The 23,717-nt window shown below is 61.5% G+C and carries 20 protein-coding genes; 19 read left to right on the top strand and 1 reads right to left on the bottom strand.

The features are described 5' to 3' along the window. The first annotated feature begins 51 nt into the window (after positions 1–51). The 19 genes from aroB (at position 52) to PspTeo4_RS19440 (ending at position 22,414) form a co-directional block, all read left to right on the top strand. Entirely contained in the window at positions 52–1,149 is a 1,098-nt protein-coding gene (gene aroB, locus PspTeo4_RS19530; RefSeq protein WP_322365562.1) for a 3-dehydroquinate synthase, read from the top strand. 15 nt (positions 1,150–1,164) lie between these two features. After that, the gene (locus tag PspTeo4_RS19525; protein WP_322365560.1) at positions 1,165–2,790 is read left to right on the top strand and encodes an AAA family ATPase; all 1,626 of its coding nucleotides are present in this window, start codon (positions 1,165–1,167) and stop codon (positions 2,788–2,790) included. 374 nt (positions 2,791–3,164) lie between these two features. Beyond that, entirely contained in the window at positions 3,165–7,610 is a 4,446-nt protein-coding gene (gene gltB / locus PspTeo4_RS19520) for a glutamate synthase large subunit (protein WP_322365558.1), read from the top strand. A 106-nt stretch (positions 7,611–7,716) separates the two neighbouring features. Beyond that, the gene (locus PspTeo4_RS19515; RefSeq protein ID WP_322365556.1) at positions 7,717–9,135 is read left to right on the top strand and encodes an FAD-dependent oxidoreductase; all 1,419 of its coding nucleotides are present in this window, start codon (positions 7,717–7,719) and stop codon (positions 9,133–9,135) included. A 325-nt stretch (positions 9,136–9,460) separates the two neighbouring features. Beyond that, positions 9,461–10,525 carry a uroporphyrinogen decarboxylase gene (hemE, locus tag PspTeo4_RS19510; RefSeq protein WP_322365555.1) on the top strand — a complete coding sequence of 355 codons (1,065 nt, stop codon included), beginning with the start codon at positions 9,461–9,463 and terminating at the stop codon, positions 10,523–10,525. A gap of 198 nt (positions 10,526–10,723) precedes the next feature. Beyond that, on the top strand, positions 10,724–12,190 hold the full coding sequence (gene gbpA / locus PspTeo4_RS19505; RefSeq protein ID WP_322365553.1) for an N-acetylglucosamine-binding protein GbpA: 1,467 nt from the start codon (positions 10,724–10,726) through the stop codon (positions 12,188–12,190). Between the two features lie 55 nt (positions 12,191–12,245). Then, positions 12,246–12,758, top strand: coding sequence for a cytochrome b (locus PspTeo4_RS19500; protein ID WP_322365552.1), 513 nt, complete (start codon positions 12,246–12,248; stop codon positions 12,756–12,758). 137 nt (positions 12,759–12,895) lie between these two features. Continuing rightward, positions 12,896–13,261 (top strand): type II secretion system protein N, encoded by a 366-nt coding sequence (locus PspTeo4_RS19495; protein WP_322365550.1) that lies wholly within the window; start codon positions 12,896–12,898, stop codon positions 13,259–13,261. After that, complete coding sequence (gene gspD / locus PspTeo4_RS19490) at positions 13,258–15,063, top strand: type II secretion system secretin GspD (protein WP_322365548.1); 1,806 nt, start codon at positions 13,258–13,260, stop codon at positions 15,061–15,063. Before PspTeo4_RS19495 ends, gspD begins: the two co-directional genes overlap by 4 nt. Then, positions 15,063–16,523, top strand: a complete 1,461-nt coding sequence (gene gspE, locus PspTeo4_RS19485) for a type II secretion system ATPase GspE (protein ID WP_322365547.1) — start codon at positions 15,063–15,065, stop codon at positions 16,521–16,523. The genes gspD and gspE overlap by 1 nt, the downstream gene beginning before the upstream one ends. 2 nt (positions 16,524–16,525) lie before the next feature. Beyond that, the gene (gene gspF / locus PspTeo4_RS19480) at positions 16,526–17,731 is read left to right on the top strand and encodes a type II secretion system inner membrane protein GspF (protein ID WP_322365545.1); all 1,206 of its coding nucleotides are present in this window, start codon (positions 16,526–16,528) and stop codon (positions 17,729–17,731) included. Position 17,732: 1 nt separating this feature from the next. Then, positions 17,733–18,185, top strand: coding sequence for a type II secretion system major pseudopilin GspG (gene gspG, locus PspTeo4_RS19475; protein WP_322365544.1), 453 nt, complete (start codon positions 17,733–17,735; stop codon positions 18,183–18,185). Beyond that, a complete protein-coding gene (locus PspTeo4_RS19470; protein WP_322365542.1) occupies positions 18,182–18,640 on the top strand; it encodes a GspH/FimT family pseudopilin in 459 nt (152 codons plus the stop codon). Before gspG ends, PspTeo4_RS19470 begins: the two co-directional genes overlap by 4 nt. Continuing rightward, the gene (gspI, locus tag PspTeo4_RS19465; protein WP_322365541.1) at positions 18,618–19,001 is read left to right on the top strand and encodes a type II secretion system minor pseudopilin GspI; all 384 of its coding nucleotides are present in this window, start codon (positions 18,618–18,620) and stop codon (positions 18,999–19,001) included. Before PspTeo4_RS19470 ends, gspI begins: the two co-directional genes overlap by 23 nt. Beyond that, entirely contained in the window at positions 18,988–19,581 is a 594-nt protein-coding gene (locus tag PspTeo4_RS19460) for a type II secretion system protein GspJ (RefSeq protein WP_322365540.1), read from the top strand. The genes gspI and PspTeo4_RS19460 overlap by 14 nt, the downstream gene beginning before the upstream one ends. Next, on the top strand, positions 19,578–20,435 hold the full coding sequence (locus PspTeo4_RS19455) for a general secretion pathway protein GspK (RefSeq protein ID WP_322365538.1): 858 nt from the start codon (positions 19,578–19,580) through the stop codon (positions 20,433–20,435). Before PspTeo4_RS19460 ends, PspTeo4_RS19455 begins: the two co-directional genes overlap by 4 nt. Further along, complete coding sequence (gene gspL / locus PspTeo4_RS19450; RefSeq protein ID WP_322365537.1) at positions 20,428–21,540, top strand: type II secretion system protein GspL; 1,113 nt, start codon at positions 20,428–20,430, stop codon at positions 21,538–21,540. Before PspTeo4_RS19455 ends, gspL begins: the two co-directional genes overlap by 8 nt. Next, positions 21,540–22,001, top strand: coding sequence for a type II secretion system protein GspM (gene gspM, locus PspTeo4_RS19445; protein ID WP_322365536.1), 462 nt, complete (start codon positions 21,540–21,542; stop codon positions 21,999–22,001). Before gspL ends, gspM begins: the two co-directional genes overlap by 1 nt. Positions 22,002–22,066: 65 nt before the next feature. Further along, the gene (locus tag PspTeo4_RS19440) at positions 22,067–22,414 is read left to right on the top strand and encodes a NirD/YgiW/YdeI family stress tolerance protein (RefSeq protein ID WP_322365535.1); all 348 of its coding nucleotides are present in this window, start codon (positions 22,067–22,069) and stop codon (positions 22,412–22,414) included. Positions 22,415–22,464: 50 nt separating this feature from the next. Here PspTeo4_RS19440 and PspTeo4_RS19435 read toward each other — a convergent pair whose 3' ends face one another. Further along, positions 22,465–23,709: an MFS transporter gene (locus PspTeo4_RS19435; protein WP_416196966.1), complete on the bottom strand. Its 1,245-nt coding sequence runs from the start codon at positions 23,707–23,709 to the stop codon at positions 22,465–22,467. Positions 23,710–23,717: the final 8 nt, after the last annotated feature.

Below are 23,717 nucleotides of genomic sequence, written 5' to 3'. Positions count from 1 at the left end.
ACCGCGTGGCGCGCTCTGCCGACGCCGCGCCCAAGTACATTGTGGGGATACATGCAGACACTAAAGGTCGACCTGGGCGAGCGTAGCTACCCGATCTACATTGGCGAGGGCCTGTTGGACCAGCCTGAGTTGCTGGCGCCGCACATAGCCGGGCGACAGGTCGCCATTGTCTCCAACGAAACCGTCGCGCCACTGTACCTCGAACGCCTTGCCAAGACCCTCGGTGCCTACTCAGTGCTGCCTGTGGTGCTGCCTGACGGCGAGGCCCACAAGAACTGGGAAACCCTGCAGCTGATCTTCGACGCCCTTCTGACCGCGCGCCATGATCGTCGCACCACTGTGGTTGCCCTGGGCGGCGGCGTGATCGGTGATATGGCCGGATTTGCGGCAGCCTGCTACCAGCGTGGCGTCGACTTCATCCAGGTGCCCACCACCTTGCTGTCACAAGTCGACTCCTCTGTAGGCGGCAAGACGGGCATCAATCACCCGCTGGGCAAAAATATGGTGGGTGCCTTCTACCAGCCCAACGCGGTGCTGATCGATACCACCAGCCTCAAGACATTGCCTGAGCGTGAGTTGTCTGCGGGCCTGGCCGAGGTGATCAAGTACGGCCTGATCTGCGACAAACCATTCCTTGGCTGGCTCGAAGACAATATGAGTGCCCTGCGTGCCCTCGAGCCCGAGGTACTGACCGAAGCCATTCATCGCTCCTGTGCGGCCAAGGCCGCCGTGGTCGGCGCCGACGAGCGCGAGACTGGTGTGCGGGCCACCCTGAACCTGGGGCATACCTTTGGCCACGCCATCGAGACCCACATGGGTTACGGTGTCTGGCTGCACGGCGAGGCCGTGGCAGCGGGCACGGTTATGGCCCTGGAGATGTCCATGCGCCTTGGCTGGATCGACCAGCCAGCGCGTGATCGCGGAATCCGCCTGTTGCAGGAAGCAGGTTTGCCGGTGGTGCCACCACAGGAAATGACCCCGGCGCATTTCATGGAGCATATGGCGGTCGACAAGAAGGTGCTCGACGGTCGCTTGCGTCTGGTGCTGTTGCGCCAGCTGGGCGAAGCCGTGGTAACCGACGACTATCCGAAAGAGATTCTTCAGGCCACGCTGTCGGCGGATTACCGCGCGATCGTGGCCCAGCTTTGAGGTTGTGACAGCGCAATGACCAGTTTGCATGCCGATGAGGCGTTTCTCGACCATTACCAGTTGAGCCACGATCCGTTCGCGCCGCGTGTGCCCGGTTTCAAATTCTTCCCGGCGCAACGCAAGCCGGTGCTCGGGCAATTGCATCACCTGGCTCGCTACAGCCATCTGATGCTCGTGGTCACAGGCCCTGTAGGCAGCGGCAAGACCCTGCTGCGCCAGGCCCTGGTGGCAAGCACCAACAAACAGTCCGTGCAAAGCGTGGTGGTTTCCGCTCGCGGCGCCAGCGATGCCGCCAGCGTACTTGGGCAGGTGGCCCAGTCGCTGGGAGTGGCCCAGCCTGAGGTGCAGTCTATTCTGTCCCAGGTGGTGCAGCTTGCCCTGACTGGGCAGGAAGTCTATTTGCTGGTGGACGATGCGGAACAACTCGACGAGTCGGCACTCCAAGCGTTGCTGGAGTTGGCGGCGGGTGTTCCGGAAGGGCGTCCGCATGTGTTCCTGTTCGGTGAGCCATCCCTGATTGCCGGGTTGGAGGCAATCGAAGTCGAGGAAGAGCGTTTCCACATAATCGAGCTTGCACCGTACAGCGAGGAAGAAACCCGCGAGTACCTGGAGCAGCGTCTGGACGGCGCTGGCCGGGGCATCGAGGTGTTCACCCGTGAACAGATCGTCGATATCCATGAAAACTCCGACGGCTGGCCTGGCAACATCAATCAGGTCGCCCGCGATACCTTGATCGAAGCCATGATCGCCAGCCGGACGACGGCCAAGCGACCATCCATGGGGTTCAAAATGCCTAAGAAACACGTGCTCGCGCTGTCCGCTGTGGTTGTGGTCGCCGTTGCGGCCGCGGTTCTCATGCCGAAGAAAGGCGACAAGGCACCCGCCGAGGCGCCGGCCGCCCAGGCGCAGTTGCCGTTGGGTGAAGGTCAGCCGGGGGCTGCCCAGTCGAACAACGGTGGCCCGGCCATTGAGTTCTCTGGTACGTCCCAGCCAATGCCGCTGCCGCTGGTAGGGCAGTCGCAGCCGGTGATGCGTGAGCCGCTGGCTCAGGCCGCTGGCATGGGCGAAGGTGAGGAGGGCAGTCCTGCCGGCGACACCGCGCTACAGTCTGGCACTCCTCCCACAGTGACCACCATCGCGCCGCCACAGGGCGTGGCCGCTGGCCCGGCGCCAATCCCCGCACAACCTGTCACCACCGCGCCAGTACAGCCAGTTGCGCCTGCGCAGAAGCCGGTTGCAACCCAGCCTGTCAAGCCGGTTGCACCTGCTAAACCGGTTCAGGCCCCGACCCAGGTCGCTGCAGCCAAGCCGGCCACCAAGCCGGCCGAGAAATCTGCAGCTGGCGGCAGTGGCAGTGGCGGTTGGTATGCTGGCCAGAAGCCCGGCAACTATGTGGTGCAGATCCTCGGCACCAGCTCTGAAGCGTCGGCTCAGGCCTTCGTCAAGGCGCAGGGTGGCGACTATCGCTACTTCAAGAAAAACCTGCAGGGTAAGCCGCTGTACGTTGTCACTTATGGCAGCTTCGCCAACCGCGATGCAGCGGTTGCGGCAATCAAGAACTTGCCAGCCAAGGTCCAGGCTGGTAAACCTTGGCCACGTACCGTCGCCAGCGTCCAACAAGAGCTGGCCTCGGCCCGCTGACACCTTCCGGGCGGCACCACCCCGCCGCCCAGTTGCTGAGCGATTACTGACATTCGACTAGCCTGCTGCGCCTGAGCGCGGCAGGCTTTTCTGTCCCAGACTGCCGGCCACAAGCCAATCTTGCAGTCATGGCTGAAACGCTTCAGACTCGAGCCAAGTCGCTATCACGGCGCATGGCGCAAAAACATTCAAAATTGCGACATAAATTTTCAATGGTGAGACATGAAAATTTGTGAGTATCACTGTCGCTGTGCAACAATGGTTTTCCATGGCCACCGCAAAAAAGCTGGCGTTTGATCGGCGTGGATGGTAAGTGGTTGTACTAAAAAGAGATTTGCCTCCGGTTGAGAGGTGAACCTGGTGAGAAAGTGTCTATGAAAACAGGTCTGTACCATCCCGAAGAATTCAAGGACAACTGTGGTTTCGGCCTGATCGCCCATATGACGGGCGAGCCGAGTCACCACCTTCTGCAAACCGCCATGCAGGCGCTGACCTGCATGACCCACCGCGGCGGAATCAACGCCGACGGCAAGACCGGTGACGGTTGCGGTCTGCTCATGCAGAAGCCCGATCAATTCCTGCGTGCCGTGGCCCAGGAACACTTCGCCGTCGAACTGCCCAAGCAGTACGCCGTCGGCATGGTGTTCTTCAACCAGGACCCAGTGAAAGCCGAAGCCGCCCGCGCCAACATGGACCGCGAAATCCTCGCGGCTGGCCTGAAGCTGGTCGGCTGGCGCAAAGTTCCGATCGACACCAGTGTGCTTGGCCGCCTGGCGCTTGAGCGCCTGCCGCAGATCGAACAGGTGTTCATCGGTGGTGAAGGCCTGAGCGATCAGGAATTCGCCATCAAGCTGTTCAGTGCCCGTCGCCGTTCGTCCGTGGCCAACGCCCACGACGCCGACCACTACATCTGCAGCTTCTCGCACAAGACCATCATCTACAAAGGCCTGATGATGCCGCGCGATCTCGCGGCGTTTTACCCAGACCTCGGTGACGAGCGCCTGCAAACCGCGATCTGCGTGTTCCACCAGCGCTTCTCCACCAACACCCTGCCGAAATGGCCGCTGGCGCAGCCGTTCCGCTTCCTCGCCCACAACGGCGAGATCAACACCATCACCGGCAACCGCAACTGGGCCATGGCCCGTCGCACCAAGTTCGCCAACGACCTGATCCCCGATCTCGAAGAGCTCGGCCCGTTGGTCAACCGCGTCGGTTCCGACTCCTCGAGCATGGACAACATGCTGGAGCTGATGGTCACCGGCGGCATCGACCTGTTCCGTGGCGTGCGCATGCTGGTACCACCAGCCTGGCAGAACGTCGAAACCATGGACGCCGACCTGCGCGCCTTCTACGAATACAACTCCATGCACATGGAGCCGTGGGACGGCCCGGCCGGTATCGTCATGACCGAAGGCCGCCACGCGGTCTGCCTGCTCGACCGTAACGGCCTGCGCCCAGCGCGCTGGGTGACGACCAAGAACGGTTACATCACCCTGGCGTCGGAAATCGGCGTGTGGGACTACAAGCCTGAAGACGTATTGGCCAAGGGCCGTGTCGGGCCGGGGCAGATCTTCGCCGTCGACACCGAGACCGGCCAGATCCTCGACACCGACGCCATCGACAACCGTCTGAAGTCGCGTCACCCGTACAAGCGCTGGCTGCGTCAGCACGCCACGCGTATTCAGGCGACCCTCACCGACGACCAGGGCGCGGCCAGCTACGATGCTGACCAGCTCAAGCAATACATGAAGATGTTCCAGGTCACCTTCGAAGAACGTGACCAGGTGCTGCGTCCGCTCGGCGAGCAGGGCCAGGAAGCGGTCGGCTCGATGGGTGACGACACGCCGATGGCCGTGCTGTCGCAGCGCGTGCGTTCGCCTTACGACTTCTTCCGCCAGCAGTTCGCCCAGGTGACCAACCCGCCGATCGACCCGCTGCGCGAAGCGATCGTCATGTCGTTGGAAATCTGCCTGGGCGCCGAGCGCAACATCTTCCAGGAGTCTCCCGAGCACGCCTCGCGGGTGATCCTCAGCTCGCCAGTGATCTCGCCCGCCAAGTGGCGTTCGCTGATGAACCTCGAGCGCGAAGGCTTTGACCGCCAACTGATCGACCTCAACTATGAAGAGAGCGTCGGCCTGGAAGCGGCCATCCGCAACATCGCCGACCAGGCCGAGGAAGCGGTGCGCAGCGGCAAGACCCAGCTGGTGCTGAGCGACCGCTACATCGCCCCGGGCAAACTGCCTGTGCACGCTTCGCTGGCCGTTGGCGCGGTGCACCACCGCCTGACCGAGCAGGGCCTGCGCTGCGACAGCAACATCCTGGTGGAAACCGCCACCGCCCGTGACCCGCACCACTTCGCCGTGCTGCTGGGCTTCGGCGCCTCGGCCGTCTACCCGTACCTGGCCTACGAAGTGCTGGCCGACCTGATCCGCACCGGCGAAGTGCTCGGTGACCTGGACGAAGTGTTCAAGTACTACCGCAAAGGCATCTCCAAAGGCCTGCTGAAGATCCTGTCGAAGATGGGTATCTCGACCATCGCCTCGTACCGTGGTGCCCAGCTGTTCGAAGCCATCGGCCTTTCCGAGGAAGTGGTCGCACTGAGCTTCCGTGGCGTGCCAAGCCGTATCAAGGGTGCGCGCTTCGCTGACCTGGAAGGCGACCAGAAGCTTCTCGCCGCTGAAGCCTGGAGCGCGCGCAAGCCGATCCAGCAAGGTGGCCTGCTGAAGTTCGTGCATGGTGGCGAGTACCACGCCTATAACCCGGATGTGGTCAACACCCTGCAGGCTGCCGTGCAGCAAGGCGACTACGCCAAGTTCAAGGAGTACACCACGCTGGTCGATCAGCGCCCGGTGTCGATGATCCGTGACCTGCTGAAAGTGAAAGTGGCCGATGAGGCCTTGCCTCTGGACCAGATCGAACCGCTGGAGGCAATCCTCAAGCGCTTCGACTCCGCTGGTATCTCGTTGGGCGCCCTGTCGCCAGAGGCGCACGAGGCCTTGGCTGAAGCCATGAACCGCCTGGGGGCTCGCTCCAACTCCGGTGAGGGCGGAGAAGACCCTTCGCGCTACGGCACCGTTCGCAGCTCCAAGATCAAGCAGGTAGCTACTGGCCGCTTTGGCGTGACCCCGGAGTACCTGGTAAACGCCGAAGTCCTGCAGATCAAGGTTGCCCAGGGCGCCAAGCCCGGTGAAGGCGGCCAGCTGCCAGGCGGCAAGGTCAATGGTCTGATCGCCAAGCTGCGCTATGCAGTGCCAGGTGTGACCCTGATCTCGCCACCACCGCACCACGATATCTACTCGATCGAAGACCTGTCGCAGCTGATCTTTGACCTCAAGCAGGTCAACCCGCAGGCGCTGGTGTCGGTCAAGCTGGTGGCTGAGGCCGGCGTGGGTACCATCGCCGCCGGCGTGGCCAAGGCCTATGCCGACCTGATCACCATCTCCGGTTACGACGGTGGTACCGGCGCTTCGCCGCTGACCTCCATCAAGTACGCTGGCGCCCCGTGGGAACTCGGCCTAGCCGAAACCCACCAGACCCTGCGCGGCAACGACCTGCGCGGCAAGGTGCGGGTACAGACCGACGGCGGCCTGAAAACCGGCCTGGACGTGATCAAGGCAGCCATCCTCGGCGCTGAAAGCTTCGGCTTCGGCACCGCGCCAATGATCGCCCTGGGCTGCAAGTACCTGCGCATCTGCCACCTGAACAACTGCGCCACTGGCGTGGCCACCCAGAACGACAAGCTGCGCAAGGACCACTACATCGGCACCGTCGACATGGTGATCAACTTCTTCACCTTCGTCGCCGAAGAAACCCGTGAGTGGCTGGCCAAGCTGGGCGTGCGCAGCCTGGGCGAGCTGATCGGTCGCACCGACCTGCTCGACGTGCTGCCTGGCGACACCGAACGCCAGCAGTACCTGGACCTGACGCCTCTGCTGGGCAGCTCGCACATTCCGGCCGACAAGCCGCAGTTCTGCGAAGTGGACAAGAACCCGCCGTTCGACAAGGGCGAGTTGGCCGAGAAGATGGTCGAAATGGCCCTGCCGGCGATCCGCGACCAGGCCGGTGGCGAGTTCGCGCTCGACATCTGCAACTGCGACCGTTCCATCGGTGCCCGTATCTCTGGCGAAATCGCCAAGCTGTACGGCAACCAAGGCATGGCCGACAAGCCGATCACCTTCCGCTTCAAGGGTACTGCTGGCCAGAGCTTCGGCGTGTGGAACGCCGGTGGCCTGAACCTGCACCTGGAAGGCGACGCCAACGACTACGTCGGCAAGGGTATGACCGGTGGCAAGGTCACCATCGTGCCGCCTGCTGGTAGCCCGTTCGAAACCCAGCACAGCGCCATCGTCGGCAACACCTGCCTGTACGGTGCCACTGGCGGCAAGCTGTTCGCCGCGGGTACTGCGGGCGAGCGCTTCGCTGTACGTAACTCCGGCGCCCACGCTGTTGTCGAGGGTACTGGCGATCACTGCTGTGAATACATGACCGGTGGCTTTGTCTGCGTTCTGGGCAAGACCGGTTACAACTTCGGTTCTGGCATGACTGGCGGCTTCGCCTACGTGCTCGACATGGACAATACCTTCGTCGACAAACTCAACCACGAGCTGGTGGAAATCCAGCGTATCAGTGGTGAGGCGATGGAGGCCTACCGCAGCCATCTGGCGCGTGTCCTGGCTGAGTATGTGGAAGAGACCGGCAGCGAATGGGGGCGTGAGCTCTCCGAGAACCTGGACGACTACGTGCGGCGCTTCTGGCTGGTCAAGCCGAAGGCGGCCAACCTGAAGCAACTGCTGTCCAGCACCCGTGCCAACCCGCAGTAAGAACAGCTGCAAGTGACGGCCCCGTGCGCGGGGCCCGTCGTGCACAAGTGATTGTCTTGCAGCTTGCGGCCTGAGGCCTGCAACTGCGGTAAAGAGGTTTTGAAAAATGGCTGAACGTCTGAACAACGACTTCCAGTTCATCGAAGTGGGCCGCAAGGACCCAAAGAAAAAGCTGCTGCGCCAGCGCAAGAAGGAGTTCGTGGAAATCTACGAGCCTTTCAAGCCGCAGCAATCCGTCGAGCAGGCACACCGTTGCCTGGGCTGCGGCAACCCGTACTGCGAATGGAAGTGCCCGGTTCACAACTTCATCCCCAACTGGCTGAAGCTGGTTTCCGAAGGCAACATCCTGGCCGCGGCGGAGCTGTCGCACCAGACCAACACCCTGCCGGAAGTGTGCGGCCGCGTCTGCCCGCAGGACCGTCTGTGCGAGGGTGCCTGCACCCTGAACGACGGCTTCGGCGCGGTGACCATCGGTTCGGTTGAGAAGTACATCACCGACACCGCCTTCGCCATGGGCTGGCGCCCGGACATGTCCAAGGTCAAACCGACCGGCAAGCGTGTCGCAATCATCGGCGCAGGTCCTGCGGGCCTGGGTTGTGCTGATGTGCTGGTGCGTGCTGGCGTGACTCCGGTGGTATTCGACAAGAACCCGGAAATCGGTGGCTTGCTGACCTTCGGCATCCCCGAGTTCAAGCTGGAAAAGACCGTGCTGAGCAATCGCCGCGAAGTCTTTACCGGCATGGGCATCGAGTTCCGCCTGAATACCGAGGTGGGCAAGGACATCACCATGGAACAGTTGCTCGCCGAGTACGACGCTGTGTTCATGGGCATGGGTACCTACACCTACATGAAGGGCGGCTTCCCGGGTGAAGACCTGCCAGGTGTACATGACGCGCTGGATTTCCTGATCGCCAACGTCAACCGCAACCTGGGCTTTGAAAAGTCGCCGGAAGATTTCGTCGACATGCAAGGCAAGAAGGTGGTGGTGCTGGGTGGTGGCGACACCGCGATGGACTGCAACCGCACCTCGATCCGTCAGGGCGCCAAAGCGGTGACCTGCGCCTATCGTCGTGACGAGGCCAACATGCCGGGTTCGCGCAAAGAGGTGAAGAACGCCAAGGAAGAGGGCGTGAAGTTCCTCTACAACCGCCAGCCTATCGCCATCGTTGGCGAAGACAAGGTAGAAGGTGTGAAGGTGGTCGAGACTCGTCTCGGCGAACCAGACGCCCGTGGCCGTCGCAGCCCCGAGCCGATTCCGGGCTCCGAAGAGATCCTGCCAGCCGACGCCGTGGTGATCGCGTTTGGTTTCCGCCCGAGCCCGGCGCCGTGGTTCGAGCAGTTCGACATCCAGACCGACAGCCAGGGCCGTGTGGTCGCACCGGAGAAAGGCAAGTTCAAGCACCAGACCAGCAACCCGAAAGTGTTCGCCGGTGGTGACATGGTGCGCGGTTCGGACCTGGTGGTGACGGCCATCTTCGAAGGGCGTACCGCTGCCGAAGGTATCCTGGATTACCTCGAAGTCTGATTGCGACTCAGCTGGCCCTATCGCCGGCAAGCCGGCTCCCACATGGACCGCGCAGGCCTTGAGGTCACTGCAGTACCTGTAGGAGCCGGCTTGCCGGCGATGAGGCCGGTACAGGCAACACAAGACAGTTGCTCCCACAGGTAATGTGCAGTACCTGTGGGAGCCGGCTTGCCGGCGATAGGGCCATCAGCAACAGCCGTGCTGGTCGAATTTGTATACAATTTCGCTTGATCTATGGCACTCAATAGACAAAACGCATGGTCTTGGCCGTGCCTTTTGCCCCGGCGTCTGAGAAAATGCCCGCACTTTTTTGCTGGATGCCGACATGACTGCCCTGAAGAACGATCGTTTCCTGCGTGCACTGCTCAAGCAACCCGTAGACGTCACCCCGGTGTGGATGATGCGCCAGGCCGGCCGCTACTTGCCGGAATACCGCGCCAGCCGCGCCAAGGCCGGCGACTTCATGAGCCTGTGCATGAACCCGCAGTTCGCCTGCGAAGTCACCCTGCAGCCGCTGGACCGCTACCCGCTGGACGCGGCGATCCTCTTCTCGGATATCCTCACCATCCCCGATGCCATGGGGCAGGGCCTGTACTTTGAAACCGGCGAAGGTCCGCGCTTCAAGAAAGTCATCAGCACCTTGGCCGACATCGAGGCGCTGCCGATTCCCGACCCGCAGAAAGACCTCGGCTATGTGATGGACGCGGTCAGCACCATTCGCCGTGAACTGAACGGCCGAGTGCCTCTGATCGGTTTCTCTGGTAGCCCATGGACGCTTGCCACCTACATGGTCGAAGGCGGTTCGTCCAAGGACTTCCGCAAGACCAAGGCCATGGCCTATGACAACCCAGAGGCGCTGCATCTGCTGCTGGACAAGCTGGCCCAGTCGGTCACCAGCTACCTCAACGGCCAGATCCTGGCCGGTGCCCAGGCCGTGCAGATTTTCGATACCTGGGGTGGCAACCTGTCGGCGGCGGCCTACCAGGAGTTCTCCCTGGCCTACATGCGCAAGATCGTCAGTGGCCTGATCCGCGAGCACGAAGGCCGCAAGGTTCCGGTGATCCTGTTCACCAAGAACGGTGGCCTGTGGCTGGAAAGCATTGCCGAGGCGGGTGCCGACGCATTGGGCCTGGACTGGACGTGCGAGATCGGCGAGGCCCGTCGCCGGGTCGGTGACAAGGTGGCCCTGCAGGGCAACATGGACCCGACTGTGCTGTACGCCAAGCCTGAGGCTATCCGCAAGGAAGTGGCGCGTATCCTCGCCAGCTACGGCAAAGGCAGTGGCCATGTATTCAACCTCGGCCATGGCATTACCCCGGAAGTCGATCCGGAGCATGCCGGCGTATTCATCAATGCCGTGCATGAATTGTCGGCTCAGTATCACAACTGAGTGATGTAGCCGCTGACTTTCAGTCTGCATGGGTCTGAAAGTCATCAAGCGCGTTTTGCACAGGGTCGCCAGATTTTTCCTATAGGGCGGCCAAGGGCACTTCTCTAGCCTTTGGGACCTCGGTGTGGGCGTATGTCGATTGTTGGTGCAATCGGCATTTGCCTGCCTGAACCCCTTCAGGTGTGACAGGAGTCTCCCATGCAAATCAGAACCTTCAGGCGAGGCCCAATTCTCGCCAGCAGTGCCCTAGCCGTTATTGCCAGTGCCGGTTTGATGCCGCAGTTGGCCAATGCACATGGCTACGTCAGTGAACCACCATCGCGAGCCTATGCCTGCCGCATAGGGCTGAACGATAGCTGTGGGGCCGCAGAGTACGAACCCCAAAGTGTCGGGGAAGCGCCCAAAGGGTTTCCGGCCCTTGGACCAGCAGATGGCAAGCTGGCCAGTGGTGGGGTGGTCGCAGGCTTCGCTGCCCTGGACGAGCAATCGTCCACTCGCTGGCACAAGTCGGTAATCGATAAGCGCGATATCGAATTCGACTGGTACTACATGATCGGCCACAAGACGACGGGCTGGGAATATTTCATCACCCGCAGCGACTGGAACCCTAATGCGCCTCTGAGCCGCGCAGCGTTCGAAAGCACGCCTTTCTGTAAGTTCGATGGCAAAGGCGAGCCACCTAGAGGCGACTATCAGGCAGGTCCCGCGCCTGAAAAACACCGTTGCACGCTGCCTCAGGATCGCTCCGGGCATCATGCGATTCTCGCTGTCTGGACAATTGCCGATACCGTTAACAGTTTCTACAACGTAATCGATGTGGATATTCAGGCTGAGGGTGGCCCTGCACCAGAGTGGCGCCAGATCAGCAGCATCAACCCGCATCGTGACTTGCAGGTTGGTGACAAGGTCAAGGCCAGGGCGTTCGTCGATAACGTGGAAAGCGAGCAGTACAGCGTCAGCATCGACATCGACAATGCCGAAGAAGGCATTGGCCCGAACTGGTCGCACAAGCTCGCCAGGCAGATCAACCAGAGCCAAAGCCTGATCAAGGCCGGCCAGCGTGATGCTGAAGGCAATATCGAGCCAGTGCAGGGCGCCAATATCATTTTCGCCAAGGCAGAAAGTGGCGTAACCAACTACCAGCTTCACTTCGACGCTGCGCCAATCGATGACCCGTTCTTGCATCTGCATGGCCTCAAGCCTGAGTACACGCTGCAAGAGGGCAAAGGCAGTGTCGACTTCTCGGTCATGACCAACCGCAAGTTGCAGGTCAGCAGCACACTGTTCAACAGCGCCAACCAGCAGGTCGGCTTCGTTCGCCAGCAGGTTGATGCGGGCACCGCGGCCGTCACCTTGCCGGTCGCCAGTGCAACTGGCCAGCACCTGCTGAAGGTGGTTGGCGTGGACAAAGCCGGGCGTGTGTTGCTGCAGGAAGAGCGTGAGGTGCAGTTGAAGGCCGCTGGCGACTCCGGGCACGACTATGTCTATCCGCAGTCCATCAACAACTACAAGGCAGGCACCCGTGTGCTTCAACCCAAGACGGGTGAAGTCTTCGAGTGCAAGCCGTTCCCAGCCGAGGGTTGGTGCGGCATCTACTCGCAAAGTGCCAACCATTACGAACCTGGCACGGGCAGCAACTGGCAGGATGCCTGGATCAAGCGCTGAGTGATCGTCCTGGCGCCACAGGGTCGTGGCGTCAGGCCTGCTTGAAGGCCGTTTTATGAACGATGAAAGATATTGCTGGCAGCAGATCCTGCTCCATTGGGTTTCGGCTGCCTTGATTCTGTGGGTGCTGGTGAGCGGCTTCTGGATCGCGACACTGAATGTCGAACGTTCCACGCATCACTTCATCAGCACTATCAATGTCTCGCTTGGCACCCTCTACATTCCTGTATTTCTGGTGCGTTGGGCGCTGCGTCTGAACTGCGTAAGGCCCCAAGGCCTGCACGCCAATGCGCGCTTGAGGCTGATGGCAAGCACGGTGCATGAAGGACTCTACTGGGTTACAGCGGCCGTGCTGTTGTCCGGAGTACTGATGATCAAACGAGACGTCGAGGTATTTGGGTGGTTCACCTTGCCAGTGCTGGTGGACGATCCGCTTTGGCTGGATATCTGGTTCGTGCTGCACCGCGCTAGCTGCGTTCTGTTGGCGCTGTTGCTCGTCATGCATGTAGGGGCGGTGATCATGCATGCGTCGCAGGGGCGTAACGTTCTGCGAAGGATGCTGCTCTGAAACGATTGTTTACGCCTCGCTTTTTGGCTTGGTTGTCGATGCCGCTCATGGCTACGGCGCTGGTCGTCTGGCGTGAAAGCAGTTTGCCCAAGAGGGCGAAACCCTCGCCGCCCGCGCCGCCGGCCAGACAAGAGTCGATGCCCGAGAAGCCGCTGGCGACACCGGCGCTGGCCGTCGCGTTTGGATTCCAACCCGCTGGTGCACCGATGCCAAGCCAGTTGGATATCACCCTCAAGGCCTGTTTCGTTTCCAGCCATGGAGAGGCGCGTGCGTTGGTGGCGGGGGCGGGTGGTGAAGCTGTTTACCGTGTGGGTGATCGTCTTCCGGAGGGTGGGGTGCTGAGGCGTATCGAGAATCGTGCCATTACCCTCTGGTTCAACGGGCGTGAGCAAGTCGTGGCGCTAAGCGGTAGTAAATCCACCATCTTCCAACCCTCTGATTCACGTGTGCCGGCTTCAAGCCGGGGCACGACTACATCTCGTCTGCTGCGGGAGGTGCAATGAAGTTCAAGCAATACCTGCGTTCCAGCGTTGGGGTCTGCCTTGCTTTGGCTTTGCAGTCGACACTGGCTGACGAGGCGACTTGGCAGTTGGCGATGAGCGACGCCGATGTCCGTGATGTGGTGCGTGAAGTGGGCGCTATCCTTGACCAGCCGATTATTCTCGACCCTCGCGTGCAGGGCAGGATAACCGTGCTCTCCAACGAGCAACTGAACCGCGAAGGCATTCGCCGCTTGTTCTACTCGGTGCTCAATGCACAGGGCTTCGCGGCGGTGAACGATGGTGACCGTCTGCTGGTGCTACCTGCCAGTGAGGCAAAGGTCTGGGCCAATCAGCAAGTCGAAGCCATTCCCGCCGCCTTTACCACGCGCGTATTTCCCCTTGCCGGCAGCATCGCAGCTGACTTGGCCGGCCTGCTGCGGCCGCTGGTTTCGAGTAATGGTTACATTGGCCCGTCCAGTTCGGCCAATGCCCTGGTAGTGACTGATTCGGCTGCCAACCTCGACCGGTTGCAGGCCCTGGTGAGCCAACTCGACAGCGGTCAACGGCACGATCACGAACTGGTGACCCTGCGGCATGCCCAGGCGAGCGACGTGCTGACGGTCGTCCAGGCAGCAACCGAGGGTGGGCAGGGTGATGTGCGTGTTCTGGCCGAGCCGCGAAGCAACCGTCTGCTGATTCTGGGGCCGGCCAAATCCAGAGAGCGCCTGGCCCGACTTGCAAGGTCTCTGGATGTGACAACGCCGGCTGCTTCGCAGAATTGGCGGGTGGTCCGCCTGCAGCACAGCAACGCCGAGCTACTGGCGGAGGTGCTGGCCGAAGCTGGCAAGCAACTGGACGGCAAGTCGAGCGCCGACGTCCAAGGAATTGTTGCCGAGCAGACAGTGGTAAAAGCTGATACCAGCCAGAATGCGCTGGTGCTTTTGGGGGCCCCAGAGACGCTGGAAGGGGTGACAAGAATCGTTGAACAATTGGATCAGCCGCGCGCGCAAGTACTGATTCATGCAGCCATCGTGGAAGTGAGCGGTGATATCAACGAAGCACTTGGCTTGCAATGGGGGGTAAGCAGTGGAGGGCTGAAGGGCGGTGTCAGCTTTGCCGACAGTGGCATTACCCTGCCTGACGTGCTCGGTGGAGAGGCTGTTCTGCCAAGCGGCGTTGCCTTGGCGGCCGGTTCGGATCGTTTCGCTGTGTTGGTATCGGCTCTGGCCAGCAACAACCACAGCAACCTGCTTTCCACGCCTAGCCTGTTGACCCTCGACAACCAGGAGGCACAGATACTGGTTGGCCAGAACGTACCGTTCAAGACGGGCTCTTACACCACTTCAGGCAGTAGTTCCGACAACCCCTTCACCACGGTCGAGCGCAAGGACATCGGCATCAGTCTCAAGGTTCGTCCTCATATAAATGAAGGCAGCAGCCTGCGCCTGGAAGTCGAGCAGGAAAGTTCAGAGCTGGCACCCAGCACGGTCGAGGGCGACCTGATAACCAACAAGCGCTCGCTCAAGAGCACCATCCTGGCGTCGGATGGCGAGATCATCGTGATTGGTGGCTTGATCAAGGACAGCGTCAAGACCGAGCAGCGTGGTGTGCCAGGGTTGAGCCGATTGCCCTGGATTGGCGGGCTGTTCCGCTGGAGCCGCGATACGCAGGAAAAGACCAACCTGATGGTATTTCTGCGGCCCACCATCTTGCGTAATCAGGCCCAACGCTCCGAAGTAGGCGAGCGTGCCTACCGCAATGTGCAGGGGGTGTCCTCCAGTTTGCCGGAAGACGCCAGGCAACTGTTCGAGGCGCGCCCGTGATGAAGGCCGGCCTGCCATTCGTGTTCGCCAGGCGTCACGGCATTCTGCTCGATCGCGAGGCTGAGAACCTTGTATTACTGATGCGTGAGGATGCCACGCCATCGGCATTGTCCGAGGCGAGTCGTCTGCTTGGGCAGGAATGGCAGCTGCGGCAGGTGGATGCCAACACCTTTGCCGAACGTTTGGCCAGTTGCTATGGCGCATCGCAGGATGCGGCGCAGACAGTGGTCGAGGGCCTGGATCAGTCCATCGACTTGACGCAGTTGGCCGAGGCGCTGCCGCAGACCAGTGATTTGCTCGAGCAGCAGGACGACGCGCCAATCATCCGCTTGCTCAATGCCTTGCTCAGCGAGGCGGTGCGATCACGCGCATCTGACATTCACCTTGAAACGTTCGAGGATCAGCTACGTGTGCGCATGCGGATCGACGGCGTGCTGCGCGAGGTGCTGGCGCCACCGCGTGCGCTGTCCGCCCTGCTGGTGTCACGGGTCAAGGTCATGGCACGCCTGGACATCGCTGAAAGACGTGTACCGCAAGATGGGCGAATTGGATTACGTCTGGCGGGGCATGAAGTTGACGTTCGCGTATCGACCTTGCCTGCCGCCCATGGAGAGCGAGTAGTACTAAGGCTGCTGGACAAACAAGCGGTACGCCTGGATATCGAGCACATGCAGATGCAAGCCGTGGCGCGGGCGGGCTTCGAACGCATGCTGGAAAAGCCCCATGGCATTTTTCTGGTCACCGGACCCACAGGCTCTGGCAAAACCACCACGCTTTACACTGCGCTTTCGCACCTCAACCAGGTGTCGCGCAACATCCTCACTGTGGAGGACCCCATCGAGTATCACCTGGCTGGCATCGGCCAGACGCAGGTCAACACCAAGGTGGAGATGACTTTCGCACGCGGCCTGCGTGCGATTCTGCGTCAGGACCCTGACGTCGTGATGGTGGGTGAAATCCGTGATCGGGAGACTGCCGAAATCGCAGTACAGGCATCGCTCACGGGACATTTGGTGCTTTCGACTTTGCACACCAACAGCGCGTTGGGTGCGATCACTCGATTAGCGGACATGGGCATCGATACGTGTCTGTTGGCGTCGTCGCTGGCCGGTGTCATGGCCCAGCGATTGGTGCGTACGCTCTGCCCCCACTGCAAGCGGGCCCACTCGTTGGACGAGACCACTGCCCGCGTGATCGGCGTGGCGCAGAAGCCGGCAACAGTTTACAAGGCCCAGGGTTGCAGTGAGTGCCAGCAAGGCTACAGCGGTCGGCTGGCCTTGCACGAGATGGTCGTGGTAACGCCGGCACTTGCCCAGGCCATCCATGCCCGGGCTGCTGAGGCCCAGATGCTCGAGTTGATCCGCAAGGACACCCCCAGCCTGTTTGAGCATGGCGTGCAACGTGTACTTCAGGGCCAGACCAGCGTTGAAGAACTGCTGCGTGTGGCGGGGCAGGACTGATCATGGCGATGTTCAGCTTTCATGCTCACGATGCCAGCGGCAAGCGCCGACGCGGCAGGTTGGAGGCCGGTACGGACCGTCAGGCGCGGCAGATGTTGCGTGATCGTGGTTGGCAGGTGCTGTCGATCAGGCAGGTTCCGCTCTCCTTGTTCAGTCGCTTGTTGCCGGGCGAGCGTCTTACCGCAAGCCAGCGTTCGCTGTTGAGCAGACAATTGGCCACGCTTCTGAATGCGGGTATGCCTCTGGCGGAGGCGCTCCAGGCACTGACAGAGCAAAGTGAACATCGCCAGGTTCGCCTGGTCATGCGTGGTGTGGCCGACCGGATCGCTGAAGGCAACACGCTGGCAGATGCCTTGGCCCATCATCATCGTGCATTTCCCTTGGTCTACAGAGCCACTGTGGCTGCGGCAGAGCGCTCCGGTCATCTGGCCGACGTATTCGAACGCTTGGCTGAACATGCTGAACAGCAACAAGCCATGCGCCAGAAAGTACTGTTGGCGATGGTCTACCCATTGATTCTGGCGATCGTCTCCGTGCTGGTGGTGGGCTTCCTGCTGGGGTACGTGGTGCCTGATGTGGTGCAGGCATTTACCCGCGACCAGGCTCACTTACCGACGGCGACGCGGGTGCTGATCACGCTGAGTGATGTCGCCGCAAGCCATGGCCTGCTGGCTGCCATTGTGACTGTGGCCCTGGCGGGACTGGGCGTCTGGGCGTTGCGTGAGCCAGCGCGTCGTCGCCGTTGGCATGGCCTGAAGCTGCACGTGCCGTGGTATCGCGATTTCATCTGCGCCACCGACGCCGCCCGTTTCGCCAGCACCCTGGCAATACTCGGACGCAGTGGTGTCGCCCTTGTGGAAGCGATGTACATCAGTGCTTCGGTGGTTGGCAACCTGGTACTGCGTGAGCGCTTGCAGAAAGCTGCTCGCGAAATGAGCGAAGGCGCGACGCTGGCCGGCAGCCTTACGCGCAGCGCGACGTTGCCACCCTTGATGCTGCACATGATTGCCAGCGGCGAGCGTGCTGGTGAACTGGACACCATGCTCACACGCGCCGCCGAGCTTCAGGAGAAGCACCTCGCCGCGCGCATCTCTTTGCTGGTGAGCCTTTGCGAACCGCTACTGCTGTTGGTCATGGGCGGCATCGTGCTGTTCATCGTGCTGGCCATCCTTCTGCCCATTCTCAACCTCAACCAACTGGTTAATTGACATGTCCAAACGTTCTAGTCGCCGTGCCCAGCGAGGCTTCACGCTGATCGAAATCATGGTGGTGGTGGTCATTCTCGGCGTCCTCGGTGCCTTGGTATTGCCCAACGTGCTGAGCCGTCCCGACCACGCGAAGTTGACAGCGGCCCGGAGCGATCTGCAGTCGATTGCCACGGCGTTGGAAATCTACCGGTTGGACAATGGCCGCTATCCGACCACCGCGCAGGGCCTTGATGCGTTGGTCAAACAGCCGACCCGGTCGCCGATACCACGGTTCTGGAATGCCCAGGGTTACCTCAAGAGCATGCCGATAGACCCATGGGGCAGTGCCTACCAATACGAAGTACCCGGTATGCGCTCCAGCCAGGATTATGACCTGTTCTCCTTCGGCGCCGATGGTGAGGCCGGTGGAGAAGGGCTGGATGCGGAAATAGGCAATTGGCCTGAACCAGCTTGAAGCAGGAACGAGGCTTCACCTTGCTTGAGCTGCTGATCGTACTGGCGCTGCTGTCGGTAATCGTCGGTATGGCTGGCCTCAGCCTTGGGCGCGACGGTAAGCGTCTGGCCGCACAGGAGGCCGGTTTGTTCGTTCAGCTGGTTCAGCATGTTCGGCAGCAAGCAGTGCTACAGGGCCGGCCTGCAGGCGTAAGGGTGGACCGTGGCGGCTATCAACTGATGCAGCAGACAGCATCGGGCTGGACCGCGGTAGGGACAGCACATGCCACGGGGTTGTCCCTGCGCCTGGAACTCGATGATGTGCCAGTTTCGCTTCAGGCCCATTCCGCCAGGCCGCAGGTGATCGCGAACAGCAACGACGAGTACACGGCCTTTACCCTGCATTTCGAACAGGCGGGTGTGCGCCTTGCCACTGTGATGAGCGATGGCCTCAATGACCCCTGGCTCGACCGCTGAGCGCGGCTTCACCCTCGTTGAGGTGCTGGTGGCGTTGGCCATCTTTGCCGTGCTGGCCGTTGCTGTTGGCACGGCCTCACGTCATGTGTTGCTGCAGACGCAACAGGTACGCGATCGGTTGCTGGCCAGTTGGGTGGCGGACAATCACCTGACGCAACTGCTATTGCAACCGCCCATGTCTGCCGGGCAACGCAGGCTGGAAGTGGATTTTGCCCAGCGTCGATGGATCCTGGATGAAGTGCGCAAGACACGTAAAGACGCGGGCATGCTGGAAATCAGACTGCGAGTGGCGTTGATGCCGGAGGGGTCGGTGCTGGGCGAGACGACTCATTGGCTGGAGGTTGAGCATGTCGCCGAATGAGCGTGGTGCATGTCGTCGGCAGCGGGGCTTTACGCTGCTGGAGCTGTTGCTTGCTCTGGCCATCTTCGCCTTGCTGGCGCTGGGTAGCGCAACGCTTTTCTCGACCCTGGTCCGCACTGAGGCAGCGTTACAACGGCAGGCTGATGAACTGCGAGCACTGGGGCGGGCCATGAGCCTGATCCAGCGTGATGCCTGGCAGGGCGTGTTTCCGACGAGCTTGGAGGCTACTGGATATGCGGTTTCTCTGGACCGGCAGCGACTCCGTTGGATGTTAAGCGATGAGGCGAGCGACTCGGTGGCTGCTGGCAGTCATTTGCGTGTCGTCGAGTACTGGTTTGAAGAGGGGGCGCTCTGGCGGCGCCGCAGATCCCTGGAGCAAGGTGAAGGGCGCCCACAGCGTTTGCTGGACAACGTCAGTGAGTTGCGTTGGCGTCTGCATGTGCCGGGTCAAGGCTGGACGGCTCAGTGGCCGGGCCCTGAACGTCACGCGCTTGTACCGAACGCGATTGAAGTGACGATCTCGTCTGGCCGTTTTCAGCGCCTTCGACGGCTTCTGCCGCTGGCTGGAGTTGGTCGGTGAGGCCTGAACGCCAACGGGGTCTTGCGCTGGTTACGGTGTTGCTGATTCTGGCACTGGCCACGATGCTGGCTGCAGGCATGCTACGCAGTCACCAGCTGTTGCTGGCAGGTGCCAGCCAACAGATTCAGGCGTCGCGGCTGATGCAGCTGGCATTGTCAGGTGAGCGCCTGGCGCTGGTGCAGATCGGTCAGCAGGCTTCGGAACTCGTGCAACTGAGCCACAACGGGCAGACTTGGGCAAACGCTCGCACCTTCAAGCTGGGTGACGGACAACTGACGGTTCGTATGGAGGACCTGGCCGGGCGCTTCAATGTTGGCTCGCTGGTGGGCTTGCAGTCGCTCGACAAGGTGCTGCTCGAGCGATGGCAGCGTCTTTGCCATTCCTTGCAAATCAAAGCGCCTGCTCTGGACCCTCTGGTCGGTCGCCCACTCATCGATATCAGCCAGCTGCGCACCCTGCCAGGTGTCACCAGCGAAGTTCTTGCGCGCCTGAAGCCCTGGATAGTGGCACTGCCGAAAGAAGCAGGGCTCAACGTCAACACCACCTCGGCACGCCTGCTCGGCACCTTGGAAAAAGTGGATGAACCGACCGCATCGCGTTTGCTACGTGAGCGACCGGCAGCTGGCTACGCCAATGTGCAGCAGTTTCTCGCGGCACCCGCGCTTTCAGGACAAGGGCCAGGCACGCATGGCCTGGCGGTGGGCAGTCGCTGGTTTCGTCTGGAACTCACGGCACAACAGGGCGGGCAGCAGCTTTATGTGTACAGCGATGTGGAAATCGATGCCAAGACACAGCGGCCGCGCGTGGTGCGTCGAGTCGTTACTGCCTTGAGGGAGCCACGTTTGGATGAATGAATGCGGGATTTACCTTCTGCCGGAAGGGATACAACAGGTCGATGCCCGGTGGCCGGTGTTGGCGTGGTCATCGCAAGGTGAATTGCGCAGGGCGTGCCTGGACGAAGTGGCTGATCAATTGGGTGCACGGTCGGTGGTGTTGGTGCTGCCGATGGAGTTGCTCAGCGATTGCACGGTTGCCCCCGTGCCGGGGCGTCGGCCTTCGCGTGAGGCCCTGGCTTATGCTGTCGAGGAGCAGTTGGCGGCTTCGCTGGACACATTGCATCTGGCCTTTGGCGCTGTGGACGAGCAAGGGTCGAGGCGTGCCCTGGTGATCGATCGCGCTTTGTTCCAGAGGGTTCTGGCCGTGGTGCAAACCGCGGGACTCAACCCGCTGCACGTTCATGTCGACGCCGACCGCCTGTTTGGCACACAGGCCGGAGCGTTGTACCTGGAGGGGCGTTGGCTATTGGGAGGTGCGGGGGGGCCACGACTTGCCGTTCGGTCGCAGGCAGCCCAAGTGCTCGCTCAACAGCTGCCGCCCATGGCCTGGATGGCAGAACGCTGTGACGCGCAAAACGCACCGTGCAACCAACGCGTGGACAGTGCCGTTGGACTGTTGATGCAAGGGCAGGCCAATGCTGTCGACTTGCTTCAGGGCTGTTTCCGCAAGCGTCGGCGAAGCTTGCCGTGGCAGGCTTTGATGGCAGGCGCGCTGTTAGCCTCGCTGATTATCTGTGCTGGCGAGTACATGCGTGCTGGTGGTCTGCAGAGGCAGGCGTCGCAGCTACAGGCCGACAACCTTCACGCCTTTCAGGCGTGGGCACCTGAGCAGTCCCCAGGGACCGACCTGCTTGCGCAAATCCAAGCGCTTGAGCCGCGCCCATTACCCGTCACCGCCATGCAACGGCTGGCCGAGCTGGCTGAGCATCTGGTCGACGCGGGCAACCTGCGCATCGAGCGGGCTGTGCTCGAACCTTCCAAAGGCTGGCGTGTCGAGGTCGTAGCACAGGGTTTTGCAGACCTTGAACGCTTGCAGGAACGCGTACCTGAGGTGGACATGGGGCATGCGCGGCAAGTTGAGGGCCATGTCCGGGCGAGTTTGCATTGGGCGGGGTCAGAATGATGCTGCGAATCGATCAACACATGGTCGCCCAATGGCGGCGAGTTCCGGCTTATCGACAACGGTTGCTCCAGGCCATGGGCTGGCTGCTTGTTGCATCGACTGTGTGGCACTTTACCTGGGCGCCAGGGCAAATGCGTGTGCAGGAGCTACAGCAGGCACTGGCTCATCAAGAAGTGATCAAGCAGCAGTTGCAACGGCTGCCCTCGGCACCGAATCGACAACCCGCCAGCGCGCAGACGCTGACGGCCGCCAGTCTGAGCGAGCGGGCCCAGCGCGCGGGGTTGCAGGTACAGGCGCTGGAGGCTCGGGCGGGTCGGATTGAAGTCAGTATTGAGGGGCCCTCAGAGATTGTCTTCGCCTGGCTGCATGAACTTGAGCGTGACGAAGCTCGGTTCCTTGACTTGCAGCTGCAAGCGCAGGGCGAGCGACTGCAGGCTCAGCTTGCCCTGGCGCTGGAGTGATTAAGCTTTGATTCAGCCAGGCTGGCTAATCTGGGGCCATCGAAACCCCTACAAGGACTTACCCCATGAAACTCCGTTACCTGGCCTTCTTGCTTGCTCCTCTTTTCAGCACCGCGGCCCTGGCTGCCGGCTACACCGGCCCAGGTGCCCAACCTGTGACCACCGTGGCAGCGGCCAATGATGCAGCCGACGACACCCCGGTCGTGCTGCAAGGCTTCGTGACCAAGAAGATCAACAACGACGACAAGTACGAGTTCAAGGACAACAGCGGCACCATTACCGTCGAGATTGACGACGAGGATCTGCCCGCGACGCCATTCAACGAGAAGACCAAGGTCAAGCTGACCGGCGAGGTGGAAAAGCACCTGATGAGCCGAGAGGTGGATGTGGATATCGTTGAGATCATCAACTGATCCGAAACCCTGTGACCGACAAGCTGGCGCCGGCTTGTCGGTCACAGGGCTCAGGCAGCCTTGGGCGGCAACTTGCTCAGGTGCAACGCCACCAGCAGCGCCACTGCCAGCAGGCTGCCAATGAACAGCCCGATACCATTCCAGCCTGCGTGATGCCAGAACACCCCGCCTGCCGTCCCGGCAACACTCGACCCCGCGTAATAGCAGAACAGGTACAGCGATGACGCTTGCCCCTTGGCCTTGAAGGCCCGGCGGCCGATCCAGCTGCTGGCCACCGAGTGCGCGCCAAAGAAGCCGAAAGTGAACACCAGCATGCCGAGGATCACCATCACCAGCGGGCTGGCCAGGGTCATCAGCAAACCGGCCGCCATCACCAGAATGCTGGCCCAGAACACTTTGCGTCGGCCCAGCTTGTCGGCCAGGGCGCCCACCTGTGCAGAGCTGTAGATGCCCGACAGGTACACCACCGACAGCAAGCCGACCAGCGCCTGGTTCATGTGATAAGGCTCGGCCAGCAAGCGGTAGCCAATGTAGTTGAACAGGGTGACGAAGGCGCCCATCAGCAGGAAGGCTTCAAGGAACAGCCAAGGCAGGCCGGCGTCCTTGAAGTGCATGACGAAACCGTCCAGCAGGGTGCGCGGGCTCATGGCCTGGGGGCGGAAGTTGCGCGATTCGGGCAGCACTTTCCAGAACACCAGCGCGGCCACCAGGGCCAGGCCGCCGATGGTCAGCATCGCCGTGTGCCAGCTGACGAAGTCGATCAGCACCCCAGTGATCAGGCGCCCACACATGCCGCCAATGGCGTTGCCACCGATATACAGGCCCATCGCCAGGCCGATGTGCTGGGGGTGGATCTCTTCGCTCAGGTAAGTCATCGCCACCGCCGCCAGGCCACTGAGCGACAAGCCGACCAGCGCACGGGTTGCCAGCACCCCTTCCCAGGTCGGCATCACCGCACTGGCCAGGGTCGACAATGCCGCGCACAGCAGTGCGAAGACCATCACCGGCTTGCGCCCGATGCGGTCGGAGATCGGCCCGGTGATCAACAGGCCGAACGCCAGCATGGCGGTGGAAACCGACAGCACCAGGCTGCTCTGCGCAGCGTTGATTGCGAACTCCTTCGACAGCAGCGGCATCATTGGCTGCACGCAGTACAACAGGGCGAAGGTGGCGAAGCCGCCGCTGAACAGGGCCAGCACGGTCTTCATGAAGGCGGGGGTGCCTTTCTCGATCCAGGTGTCGTTGAAGGTGACAGGGTCAGGCTCGGTAGGGAGGGGGGCTACAGCGGTCTTCACGGGCAGGT

The organism is Pseudomonas sp. Teo4 (genome assembly GCF_034387475.1).
GTDB lineage: Bacteria > Pseudomonadota > Gammaproteobacteria > Pseudomonadales > Pseudomonadaceae > Aquipseudomonas.
Note: the sequence above shows the minus strand (reverse complement) of the source record. Positions and strands in the feature narration are given on the sequence as shown.